Consider the following 11,950-nt stretch of genomic DNA (forward strand, 5'->3'; position numbering starts at 1 on the left):
CGTTTTGGGGCGTTCCAACCTTGCGGGGCTCTCTGGGCGCGGCGGGGGTCGCCGCGGCCGGGGCCGGCCCGCCGGCGAGGCTCGGTCGACGGGGCTCAGCGCTTCTTGGCTGCGGCCTTCGGCGTGCTCAGACGGCTGCCGTTCCAGTCCTTGCCGACGCTGACGCTCTTGGTCTGCGAGAGGCCCGCGGTGGTCACCGCGTCACCGATGTCGCTCGGCTCGATATAGCCGTCGCGGCCGGTCTTCGGTGTCAGCAGCAGGATCGCGCCACCCTCTTCGAGGTAGCTGAGGGCGTCGACCAGCGCATCCGTCAGGTCACCGTCCTCGTCGCGGAACCACAGCACCACGGCGTCGGCCACGTCGTCGTAGTCCTCGTCCACCAACTCGGTACCGGTGGTCTCTTCGATGGACTCGCGGAGCTCCTGGTCGACGTCGTCGTCGTAGCCGATCTCCTGGACCACCTGCGCCGGCTGGAACCCCAGCCTGGCGGCAAGGGTCCGCTCCTCCGCGTGGTCCGCGGTCGCGCTCACGGGTTGCCTCCTGATCATGTCTTGGTGATGAACTCAGCCACGCGCGTGCGCGAAGCATTGGCCGTAGTCCACACGGGCGGGACGGATCGCGCAAGTACCCGGCCGTTCAGACCGCCGAAACGGTGACGATCCCGGCCGTGTCGCCGCAACTCCCGGCACCGTATCGCGGATGCCTGTGACACACACCACTCCCTTTTGCCCGCTATGTACCTTTCGGAATCATCCTCACATACGGTGGTCGAACGAGTTTGCCAAGCGCGTCACACCCCGGGCGTATCGTTGCGTTTTGGCCGGTCCCGAGTTACCTCACGGTAGAGATGACGTGTGCTGCCCCGGGGTGGACGATGGACAGCGGTGCAGGCAAGACGCAGGGAAACCCGGAAAAAACAGGGAATCAGTGGCCCTCTGACAGGTAAGGAACAGCGTGGCTTCCGGATCCGATCGCAACCCGATCATCATTGGCGGCCTTCCGAGTCAGGTTCCTGACTTCGATCCCGAGGAAACCCAGGAGTGGCTCGACTCGCTCGACGCCGCCGTGGACGAGCGCGGCCGGGAGCGGGCCCGCTATCTGATGCTCCGCCTGATCGAGCGTGCCCGCGAGCGGCGCGTGGCGGTGCCCGAGATGCGCAGCACGGACTACGTCAACACGATCCCGACCCGGGCCGAGCCGTTCTTCCCCGGCAACGAGGAGATCGAGCGCAAGGTCCTCAACGCCACCCGCTGGAACGCCGCGGTGATGGTCTCCCGCGCGCAGCGCCCGGGCATCGGCGTCGGCGGCCACATCGCCACCTTCGCGTCCTCGGCCTCCCTCTACGACGTCGGCTTCAACCACTTCTTCCACGGCAAGGACGACGGCCACGGCGGCGACCAGGTCTTCTTCCAGGGCCACGCCTCCCCCGGCATCTACGCGCGCGCCTTCCTGCTCGACCGGCTCAGCGAGACCCAGCTGGACGGCTTCCGCCAGGAGAAGTCGAAGTACCCGGACGGCCTCTCCAGCTACCCGCACCCGCGCTCGATGCCGGACTTCTGGGAGTTCCCGACGGTGTCGATGGGCCTCGGCCCGATCGGCGCGATCTACCAGGCGCGGATGAACCGCTACATGCACGCGCGCGGGATCGCCGACACCTCCAAGTCGCACGTCTGGGCGTTCCTCGGCGACGGCGAGATGGACGAGCCCGAGTCGCTCGGCCAGCTCTCCATCGCCGCCCGCGAGGGCCTGGACAACCTGACCTTCGTCGTCAACTGCAACCTCCAGCGGCTCGACGGCCCGGTGCGCGGCAACGGCAAGATCATCCAGGAGCTGGAGTCGGTCTTCCGGGGCGCCGGCTGGAACGTGATCAAGCTGGTCTGGGACCGCACCTGGGACCCGCTGCTCGCCCAGGACCGCGACGGCGTGCTCGTCAACAAGATGAACACGACCCCCGACGGTCAGTTCCAGACCTACGCCACCGAGTCCGGCGCGTACATCCGCGACCACTTCTTCGGGGACGACCAGCGGCTGCGCGCCATGGTCGAGCACATGAGCGACGACCAGATCCTGCACCTGGGCCGCGGCGGCCACGACCACCGCAAGATCTACGCGGCGTTCAAGGCGGCCACCGAGCACCGGGGCCAGCCGACGGTCATCCTGGCCAAGACGATCAAGGGCTGGACGCTGGGCCCGAACTTCGAGGGCCGCAACGCCACGCACCAGATGAAGAAGCTGACGGTCGCCGACCTCAAGGGCTTCCGGGACCGCCTGCACCTGCCGATCTCCGACAAGGAGCTGGAGTCCGGTCTGCCGCCGTACTACCACCCGGGCCGGAACTCGGAGGAGATCCAGTACATGCACGACCGGCGCAAGGGCCTCGGCGGCTACGTCCCGACCCGCGTCGTACGCTCCAAGCCCCTCGCACTCCCGGACGACAAGACGTACGCGACCGTGAAGAAGGGCACGGGCCAGCAGTCCATCGCGACAACGATGGCCTTCGTCCGTCTCCTCAAGGACCTCATGCGGGACAAGGAACTCGGCCGCCGCTTCGTGCTGATCGCACCGGACGAGTACCGCACGTTCGGCATGGACTCGTTCTTCCCGAGCGCGAAGATCTACAACCCGCTCGGCCAGCAGTACGAGGCCGTGGACCGCGACCTCCTCCTCGCCTACAAGGAGTCCCCGACCGGCCAGATGCTGCACGACGGCATCTCGGAGGCGGGCTGCACGGCCTCCCTGATCGCCGCGGGCTCGGCCTACGCCACGCACGGCGAGCCGCTGATCCCGGTCTACGTCTTCTACTCGATGTTCGGTTTCCAGCGCACCGGCGACCAGTTCTGGCAGATGGCCGACCAGCTGTCGCGCGGTTTCGTCCTGGGCGCGACCGCCGGCCGTACGACCCTGACCGGCGAGGGCCTCCAGCACGCGGACGGCCACTCCCAGCTGCTGGCCTCGACGAACCCCGCCTGCGTCGCTTACGACCCGGCGTACTCGTACGAGATCGCGTACATCGTCCAGGACGGCCTGCGCCGCATGTACGGCGGCGACGCGGACCACCCGCACGGCGAGGACGTCTTCTACTACCTGACCGTCTACAACGAGCCGATCCAGCACCCGGCCGAGCCGGCCGACGTGGACGTCGAGGGCATCCTCAAGGGCGTGCACCGGATCAGCGCGGGCACGGCGGGCACGGTCGCGGCGCAGATCATGGCGTCGGGCGTGGCGGTCCCGTGGGCCGTCGAGGCCCAGAAGATCCTCGCGGAGGACTGGAACGTCAAGGCCGACGTCTGGTCCACCACCTCCTGGAACGAGCTCCGGCGCGAGGCCGTGGCCTGCGAGCAGCACAACCTGCTGCATCCGGAGGAGGAGCAGCGGACGCCATGGGTGACGCAGAAGCTGAGCGGCGCCGAGGGTCCGTTCGTGGCCGTGTCCGACTGGATGCGATCGGTTCCGGACCAGATCGCGCGCTGGGTGCCGGGCACGTACCAGTCGCTGGGCGCCGACGGGTTCGGCTTCGCCGACACGCGGGGCGCGGCGCGCCGCTTCTTCCACATCGACGCGCAGTCGATCGTGGTCGCGGTGCTGACCGAACTGGCCCGTGAGGGCAAGCTCGACCGCTCGGTGCTCAAGCAGGCCATCGACCGGTACCAGCTGCTGGACGTCACGGCGGCGCACCCGGGCGCGGCGGGCGGCGACGCGTAGCCCCTGACGGGCGGACGGACCGAGGGCGGCGGAACTGTGGTCTCCGCCGCCCTCGCGGGTTCCTTACGATGCGCACATGAAGGAACAGTCCGCGCAGGCTCGTTGGGAGCAGCTCACTCAACGGCCGTTGCTGGCACTCGCGGTGGCTTTCGCCGTCGCCTACGCCCTGCCGATCGTGGACCGTTCGGCCGGGCATGTCCTCACCTCCGCGTGCACGGTGGCGGAGTGGGTGGTGTGGGGTTCCTTCGCCGTGGACTACCTCATACGGCTGGCTCTCGCACCCCGCCGCAGGGAGTTCGTGCGCACGCACTGGATAGACCTGTGCGCGGTGGTGCTGCCGCTGCTCCAGCCGCTGCGGCTGCTGCGGCTCGTCGCGACGCTGATGCTGGTGGGGCGGCGGGCCCGGATGGCCTCGCAGATCCGGCTGACGACGTATGTCGTGGGTGCGGTGGTCGGGCTGCTGATGTTCGGGTCGCTGGCCGTGCTGTCGGTGGAACGCGACTCGCCGAACGGGAACATCCGGACACTGGGTGACGCGCTGTGGTGGTCGTTCACGACGATGACCACGGTGGGGTACGGGGACCACGCGCCGACGACGGGGCTGGGCCGGATGATCGCGGTGGGCCTGATGCTCTCCGGGATCGCCCTGCTGGGTGTGGTGACGGCGAACATCGCGACGTGGTTCATCGCGCGGTTCGAGAAGGACGATGTGGAGGAGCGGCGGCAGACGGAGGCGATCGGGATGCTGACCGAGGAAGTGCGGGCCCTCAGGGCCGAGGTCGCCGCCCTGCGCGAGGGGGTGGGGGCGGGGGGCGGGGTACGCTCACCGGCGCTGGCCGGGTGCCGCTGCGCCCACCCGTGCCGCCCCACCAGCACGACTGCCCGCAGCTAGGAAGCTGACGCGACCGCAGCGCCCCGTAAGGGGCGCTGGGGGTACCCCCGGCCGAAGGCTGGGGGAGGAACTGCGCGACCAGCCCCCACCGGGCCGCGGGTCAGAGCGATACGCCACCAGCGCCGACGTGAGCGGGGGTACCCGCGCGTTCGTTGCCCGAAGCTTGCCATCATCAACTCCTCTGTCCTCATGGACCGTTCGGGTTGATGACCGGGTACCCCCGTTCCGCGTGCGCAGACCTGCCCGCGCGCTGCCCCCCTCCAGCAGCGCGCCGCGGCCCGGCGTCCTCCCATGCCCTGCGGAGGACTTGACCCACTGTGACCTGCGGCGCGCACCGAGGGCGAGGAATCTTTAGCGGAGTCACCCTGATAGGTGAACTCCGCCTGGAGATGCCTCAGATGTGGCCCACGCCCGCGTCAGTACCCGCGTTCTCGCCGCGCTTGGTGAGCAGCGCGACCAGGATCGCGACCGCCGCCACACCCGCCGCGACTGCCGGTGTCCGCCTTCAGCGTGGACATGCCGTACATGGCGATCGCGGTGGCCGCCATGCCGCCCGCCAGCGGGATGCGCGGGCCGAGCCGGGCGACCCCGGCCCTGTTCGCCGCCCGCCTGCGGCGGCAGGCGGAGACGGAGGAGGAGAGCGCGCGGATCATCGCCGAGCGGGAGGGCGTCGACCCGGACACCGGCCCCCGGCCGCGGCTCGTGGTCGCCGTGTTCGGCGCGGTCATCCGGGTCACCGAGCGGCACTGGCCGGTCGGCGAGGACTTCAGCGTCACGGTGATCCGCGAACTCACCGCGTCGTACCTCGATCAGGTGGGCCCGGCACTCGCCGGGAACTGGCGGCGCGGGCTGAACCCCTCCGCATCTCCGTCCACAGGGGTCTGAGATCGGCCTCACGTTTGCCGAAACGTGATAACTGTCACTCAGTTACCGCGAGACCCCTTCGTTCTCCTAGTGTGTCCTCCCAGTGACTTCCTTCGACGCTTCCCCGCCCCTCAACGTCTGGCGCGCTCTGCTCGCTCTGGCCGTGGTGTTCGTGATGCTCGCGACCACCGGCTGGACCGCCATGCGCACGCACCGCGAGACCACCGCCCTGCAGACCTCCCTCGCCAGGTGGGAGCACGGCAGTGTCCACGGCCTGCACCTGCCGGACCCGGAGGCGTCGCCCGCGCGGCTCGCCCGGTTCTTCGCGTCGCTCACCGCACAGGAGCGCGACCGGCTGGTGCACCGTTACCCGCTCGCCGTGGGCAACATGAACGGCGCCCCGGTCGAACTGCGCTACCGCGCCAACGACATCGCCCTCGCCCAGCAGCGCGCCGTCGAGAAGAAACGCATGCACGACCCCCGGCTCAGCGCGGCCGGGCAGCAGGACGCGGGCCGTCGTATGCACCGCTACGAGGCGCTGATGACGAAGGGCCGGCAGATCCTCGCCTTCGATCCGGACGGCAGCGGCCGGATCGCGGAGGTGTTCGGCGACCTCACCAGGGCCGAGCGGATCTCCGTCGTCGTCCCCGGCGTCGACACCGACCTGCTCACCTTCCAGAAGACGTACCGCCAGTACACCGCGCCGGTCGGCATGGCCAGGGCGCTGTACAAGGCGGAGCACACGGCGAGCCCCACGACGCGCACGGCGGTGATCGCCTGGGCCGACTACACCGCGCCCGACGGCCTCGGCGTGGGCGCGGCGACCGGGATGGCCGCCGAGCAGGGCGCCGTACGCCTCAACGCACTGCTGCGCGCGCTGCCCGGCGACGCTCCGGTGTCGATGTTCTGCCACAGCTACGGCTCGGTGCTCTGCGGGGTGGCCGCGCACGCCATGCCGGACCGGGTGGCCGACATAGCGGTGGCCGCGAGCCCCGGGATGCGCGTCGAGAACGCCTCCCACCTGGACACCTCGGCCCGGGTGTGGGCGATGCGGGACGCCAGCGACTGGATCCAGGACGTCCCCTACCTGGAGCTCGGCGGACTCGGCCACGGCGCCGACCCCGTCTCCTCCTCCTTCGGCGCCCGGGTGCTGTCGGCGCGCGACGCCCAGGGACACGCCGGTTACTTCGAGCCGGGCACGGACAGCCTGCGCAACCTCGCCGACGTCGGGGTCGGCGCATACGACGCGGTGACGTGCGCCCACGACGATGACGGGTGCCGGGCAGGTTTGTCCGGCACGTTGATGGCCGGACGCGCGTAGAGACAGCAGGAAGTGCGGTATGCGCGGGGATGGGACTGGGAAGCACGTGCCGCATACGATGAGCCGCATGGGTGACGTACTGGCCGGATTTCATGCCGCCTGGGAGTTCGAGTCCGACTCCGTGCTCATCCGCTACGAACGGGGGATTCGAACACCCAAGCTGTTCCAGAGTCTGGGTGAACGCCGGGTACCGCTGGCCGCGCTGGAAGGCGTGACGCTCACGCCGGGGAAGCGGGGCACGGTCGTACTCCGGGCCGAACCACGCCCCGGTGCGGATCCGCTCCTTGAGGCGGCGGCCGGGCAGCTCAAGGACGGCAGCGACCCGTACCGTCTGGTGCTCCCGGCCGAGCGGGCGACCCTCGCCGAGTACTACGCCGACGAACTGCGGCCGCTGCTCACCGCCTCCGGCCCGGCGGAAAGGTTTCTGGTCGCCGCGCCCGAGGGGCCCCGGCAGTTCAAGGCGTACGACGGGAAGGCGACCTTCGACGGCAGGGCCGTGCACTTCCGGTGGTCGTGGACCGGTGCGTCCACGGCGAAGTGGAAGGCCGGCGACCAGAGCTTCGCGGTCGCCGACCTGACGGGGGTGGAGTGGCGGTCGCCCGAGGTCTTCGAGGGGCATCTACGGCTGCTACGGCGGGACCGGGACCTCGCGGGGGCGACGCCGACGGTCCCGGCCGACCAGGATCCGGCGACCGTGGTGTTCGGGCTGGGATACGGCCCTGTGCACGAGTCGCTGCCGTTCGCCGCGGCGGTACTGGAGGCCCTGCGGGCCAAGGGGGCCGCTGCGGTGCCGGCGCCGGCGGGGCGGCGGGACCCCGCCGACATCGCCGAACGGATCCGTCATCTGGGAGAGCTGCATCGGGCGGGGCTGGTCACCGATGAGGAGTTCGCCGCGAAGAAGGCGGAGTTGTTGGCCGAGCTTTAGCAGTTCTTTCGGCTGCGGGTTGTGGTGGGTTGCTCGCGCAGTTCCCCGCGCCCCCTACTGGGCGCCTGCCGTGAGGGGCGCTTTCAACTCCCACCCGTCTCATAGAAACTGATCTTTCGGTCCAGGACCGACAAGGTGTCGTGCAGTTCGGCGATCCTCGACACGACGTCTCTCCTCGTCTGCTCCAGCAGCTCGCGGCGCTCGGGGTAGGTCGTCTCGCCCTCCCTCACCAGCTCCGCGTACCGCACCATGTCCGCCACCGGCATGCCGGTCAGGCGGAGCTTGGTCACGAAGTCCAGCCAGTCCAGGTCGCGGTTGCTGTAGCGGCGCTGGCCGGTGTGGGAGCGGTCGATGTGGGACATCAGGCCGATCCGCTCGTACCAGCGCAGGGTGTGGGCGGTCAGGCCGGTGAAGGCGACGACCTCGCTGATCGTGTAGCGGTCCTGGCCCTCCGGACGCGGATGCCGCCGGGGTGGGGCGGAACAGATGTCGGCGGGCGCGAGCTCGGGCTGCTGGGTGGGGGCCGCGGTCGTGGTCTGCATCACCGTCATGCGCCAACGCTATGGCCTTGGAGTGCACTCGAAGCAAGCGGAACGCGGCAAGAAAAACGGGCGACGGGCAGGGCGGGCGGTGGCTAGCGTGCGGGGCATGAGTCTCGTACGCCGTGCCACGGCCGAGGACGCGGCGGAAGTGCTGCGTCTGCGCCAGGTGATGATCGACGCGTTGCCCGGTGGCGACGGCTCCACAGGATGGCACGCCCAGGCGCGGCCGACGCTGGCGGAGAAGCTGGGCGAGCCGGACGGGGACTTCGCCGCGTTCGTCGTCGACCATCCGGACCGGCCGGGGACGCTGGCCGCGCTGGTCGCCGGGACCGTCGACTACCGGATCGGGAAGGCGCACAGCCCGCACGGCCGCTCCGGGTACGTCTTCAGCGTGGCCACCGACCCGGACGCCCGCCGCCGCGGGTACGCGCGCGTGCATGGAGGAGCTGCTGGCGTGGTTCCGCGAGCGGGGTGCGGCACAGGTCATGCTGACGGCGTCCGCCGAGGCCGAGCCCCTCTACGCCGCCCTCGGCTTCGTCCACAAGCCGGACCCCACGATGACCCTGCGGCTCTGAGCCGCTTAGGGTCGTGGGCATGTCCTTGAACAGCCTCGCGTCGATCGAGAACTGGCCCGTCCCCACCGCCGCGGCGGGTGTCGTACGCACCGACGGCACGGTCCTCGGTACCCACGGGCCGGTCGGACACCGCTTCCCGCTCGCTTCCGTCACCAAGCCGCTCGCGGCGTACGCGGTGCTGGTCGCGTACGAGGAGGGGGCGGTCGAGCTCGACGAGCCGGCGGGGCCGGAGGGGGCGACCGTACGGCATCTGCTCGCGCACACCTCGGGGCTGGCCTTCGACGAGCACCGGGTGACGGCGCCGCCCGGGGAGCGGCGGCTGTACTCCAACGCCGGGTTCGAGGTGCTCGGGGACCATGTCGCCAAGGCGACGGAGATGCCGTTCGCCGAGTATGCGCGGCAGGCGGTGCTGGAGCCGCTGGGCATGACGTCGACGTCGCTGGAGGGCTCACCGGCGAAGGACGGCGTGTCCTCGGTGGCGGACCTGCTCCGCTTCGCGGCGGAGCTGCAGGCGCCGAGGCTGCTGGATCCGCGGACGGTGGCGGAGGCGACGCTGACCGTTCAGTACCCGGGGACGAAGGGGGTGCTGCCGGGGTACGGGCACCAGAACCCGAACGACTGGGGGCTGGGCTTCGAGATCCGGGACGGCAAGGCTCCGCACTGGACGGGTTCCTCGTCCTCGCCGCGGACGTTCGGGCACTTCGGGCAGGCGGGCACGTTTCTGTGGGTGGACCCGGAGGCGGGGCTGGCGTGCGTCGCTCTGACTGATCGCGCCTTCGGCCCTTGGGCAGTCGAGGCGTGGCCGGTGTTCACGGATTCGGTGCTGGCGGAGCTGCACGGCTGAGGTGGGCCGGGGCCGGGGGGTTTCACTCGCCCGCGTTGGCGGGGTGCCGCTGCGCCCACCCGTGCCGCCCTGCGGCACGCCTGCCCGCAGCTGGGGAGACGCGGCGGAAGCGCCCACAGCTGGGAAAATGCGGCGGGAGCACCCGCAGCTGGGGAGACGCGGCGGGAGCGCCCACAGCTGGGAAAATGCGGCGGGGGCGCCCGCGGCTGCGGAGACGCGGCGGCTACAGCGCCCCGTAAGGGGCGCGGGGAACTGCGCGGTCGGCCCCCACCGGGCCGCAGCCGGACGACGAGCCGCAGTTACCCCGCCATCTCCCACAGCAACAGCTCCGCGTCCGTGATCCCCGACGCCTCCAGGTCCTTCGCGCCAGCGATCCGCACCGAATCCCCCGGCCCCAACGCCTCCCCACCGACACCCACTTCGCCCCGCACCACGTGCACATACACATACGCCCCGTCCGGCACCGCCGTCCGCTCCCCCGCCCCCAGGCGGCGGACGTGCAGCATCGCACCGGCCTCCGGGACCGCGTACGGGGTCGAATCGGCGATGCCGCGGACGATCTCGTACGACGGTTCGCCGCCCGGCCGCACCGGTGCCAGCCACATCTGGACGAAGGTCAGGGGCAGCTCCCCGTCGTTGCGCTCCACGTGGCGAACGCCCCCCGCAGCGCTCAGCCGCTGCACATCACCGTGCCGCACGACCGTCTCGTTGCCCGCCGAGTCGCGGTGGGTGAGCTCCCCCTCGACCACCCACGTCACGATCTCGGTGTGGCTGTGCGGATGCTCGTCGAAGCCGGCGCCCGGTGCCAGGCGCTCCTCGTTGCAGGCGATGACCGCCGCGAAGCGCAGGTTGTCGGGGTCGTAGTGCGGGCCGAAGGAGAAGGCGTGCGCCGACTCGATTCCGGTCGCCGGGTCGCCTCCCGGGTAGCGCTGCGCCGCGCGCCGTACGTCCATCACGGAACCACGGTAGACCGCAGTCGGCACCCGGCGGCGCATGCTCCCGTCCGGATAAGGCAGTCTTGTCCCCGTGCCCGAACCCGTAATGCGCAAGTCCGACCCCTCGGCTCATCAGGTCCACCCGCACTCCGCGACCCTGAAGCGGCTGGAGAAGTCGTCCGGCAGCCTCGCCGCCCAGGCCATCGCACGGATGGACGAGACCCTGTCGTGGTACCGGGCCATGCCCCCGGAGAACCGTTCCTGGATCGGGCTCGTCGCCCAGGCGGGCATCGCGGCCTTCACCGAGTGGTTCCGGCACCCGGACGCCCCGCAGGCGATCTCGACGGACGTGTTCGGGACCGCACCGCGGGAGCTGACCCGGGCGATCACCCTGCGGCAGACCGTGGAGATGGTGCGGACCACCATCGAGGTCATGGAGAGCGCGATCGACGAGGTCGCGGCTCCGGGGGACGAGCGCGTGCTGCGCGAGGCGCTGCTCGTGTACGCCCGTGAGATCGCCTTCGCCACCGCCCAGGTGTACGCCCAGGCCGCCGAGGCACGCGGTGCCTGGGACGCCCGGCTGGAGTCGCTGGTGGTCAACGCGGTGCTCAGCGGGGAGGCGGACGAGGGTGCGGTGAGCAGGGCCGCGGCTCTGGGGTGGAACTCGCCCGATCATGTGTGCGTGGTGCTCGGGACCGCGCCCGAGGGGGACAGCGAACTGACGGTCGAGGCGATCCGGCGGGCCTCCCGGCACGCCAAGCTCCAGGTGCTGACCGGGGTGCTCGGGGACCGGCTCGTGGTCATCGCGGGCGGCAACGACAATCCGCTGGCCGTGGCCAAGTCGCTGATCGGGCCGTACGCCGCGGGACCGGTCGTCGCGGGGCCGGTGGTGCCGGATCTGCTGGCCGCCACGCGGTCCGCGCAGGCCGCCGCCGCGGGGCTCAAGGCCTGTTCCGCCTGGCAGGACGCGCCACGGCCGGTGCTGGCGGACGATCTCCTCCCGGAGCGCGCCATCGCGGGCGATCCGAGCGCACGCGAGCAGTTGGTGGAGGAGATCTACAGACCACTGGAAGAAGCCGGTTCGGCGCTGCTGGAAACGCTGAGCGTCTATCTGGAACAGGCGAGCAGCCTGGAGGGCGCGGCCCGGATGCTCTTCGTTCACCCGAACACCGTGCGCTACCGGCTTCGACGTGTGACTGACGTCACCGGATGGTCGCCGTCCGATGTACGATCCGCCTTCACACTGCGGATCGCGCTGATCCTGGGGCGTCTGGTCGATGGAGATCTCCAGCCATAGGATTTTGTCGGGGCTCCACAAAACCCCCTCGTGTTCTTCGTCCCTGTCCCCAC

At 70.6% G+C, this 11,950-nt stretch carries 9 protein-coding genes and 2 pseudogenes; 8 read left to right on the forward strand and 3 right to left on the reverse strand.

Annotation, left to right across the window (positions count from 1 at the left end):
* Positions 1 to 95 precede the first annotated feature (95 nt).
* Positions 96 to 530, reverse strand: coding sequence for a DUF3052 domain-containing protein (locus ACFWPS_RS22870; protein ID WP_167449928.1), 435 nt, complete (start codon positions 528 to 530; stop codon positions 96 to 98).
* A 424-nt stretch (positions 531 to 954) separates the two neighbouring features.
* On the opposite strand from ACFWPS_RS22870, the gene aceE reads away from it, so the two are divergent.
* From aceE to ACFWPS_RS22895, 5 genes and pseudogenes are all read left to right on the forward strand, one after another.
* Complete coding sequence (gene aceE, locus ACFWPS_RS22875) at positions 955 to 3,702, forward strand: pyruvate dehydrogenase (acetyl-transferring), homodimeric type (protein WP_383707879.1); 2,748 nt, start codon at positions 955 to 957, stop codon at positions 3,700 to 3,702.
* A 76-nt stretch (positions 3,703 to 3,778) separates the two neighbouring features.
* Positions 3,779 to 4,594, forward strand: coding sequence for a potassium channel family protein (locus tag ACFWPS_RS22880; protein ID WP_383707881.1), 816 nt, complete (start codon positions 3,779 to 3,781; stop codon positions 4,592 to 4,594).
* Between the two features lie 582 nt (positions 4,595 to 5,176).
* Positions 5,177 to 5,479, forward strand: a pseudogene (locus ACFWPS_RS22885) (TetR family transcriptional regulator); the annotation flags it as partial.
* Positions 5,480 to 5,561: 82 nt separating this feature from the next.
* Positions 5,562 to 6,779, forward strand: a complete 1,218-nt coding sequence (locus ACFWPS_RS22890) for an alpha/beta hydrolase (RefSeq protein ID WP_383707883.1) — start codon at positions 5,562 to 5,564, stop codon at positions 6,777 to 6,779.
* A gap of 67 nt (positions 6,780 to 6,846) precedes the next feature.
* Positions 6,847 to 7,704, forward strand: coding sequence for a DUF4429 domain-containing protein (locus ACFWPS_RS22895; protein ID WP_383707885.1), 858 nt, complete (start codon positions 6,847 to 6,849; stop codon positions 7,702 to 7,704).
* An 83-nt stretch (positions 7,705 to 7,787) separates the two neighbouring features.
* On the opposite strand, the gene ACFWPS_RS22900 is transcribed toward ACFWPS_RS22895, so the two are convergent.
* Positions 7,788 to 8,255, reverse strand: a complete 468-nt coding sequence (locus ACFWPS_RS22900) for a MerR family transcriptional regulator (protein WP_383707887.1) — start codon at positions 8,253 to 8,255, stop codon at positions 7,788 to 7,790.
* Positions 8,256 to 8,352: 97 nt separating this feature from the next.
* On the opposite strand from ACFWPS_RS22900, the pseudogene ACFWPS_RS22905 reads away from it, so the two are divergent.
* A pseudogene (locus tag ACFWPS_RS22905) lies at positions 8,353 to 8,821 on the forward strand (GNAT family N-acetyltransferase).
* A 19-nt stretch (positions 8,822 to 8,840) separates the two neighbouring features.
* Positions 8,841 to 9,665: a serine hydrolase domain-containing protein gene (locus ACFWPS_RS22910; protein WP_383707889.1), complete on the forward strand. Its 825-nt coding sequence runs from the start codon at positions 8,841 to 8,843 to the stop codon at positions 9,663 to 9,665.
* A gap of 299 nt (positions 9,666 to 9,964) precedes the next feature.
* Here ACFWPS_RS22910 and ACFWPS_RS22915 read toward each other — a convergent pair whose 3' ends face one another.
* Entirely contained in the window at positions 9,965 to 10,618 is a 654-nt protein-coding gene (locus ACFWPS_RS22915) for a pirin family protein (protein ID WP_383707965.1), read from the reverse strand.
* 73 nt (positions 10,619 to 10,691) lie between these two features.
* On the opposite strand from ACFWPS_RS22915, the gene ACFWPS_RS22920 reads away from it, so the two are divergent.
* A complete protein-coding gene (locus ACFWPS_RS22920) occupies positions 10,692 to 11,897 on the forward strand; it encodes a PucR family transcriptional regulator (protein WP_383707891.1) in 1,206 nt (401 codons plus the stop codon).
* Positions 11,898 to 11,950: the final 53 nt, after the last annotated feature.

It is taken from the genome of Streptomyces sp. NPDC058457 (genome assembly GCF_042720695.1).
Lineage (GTDB): Bacteria > Actinomycetota > Actinomycetes > Streptomycetales > Streptomycetaceae > Streptomyces.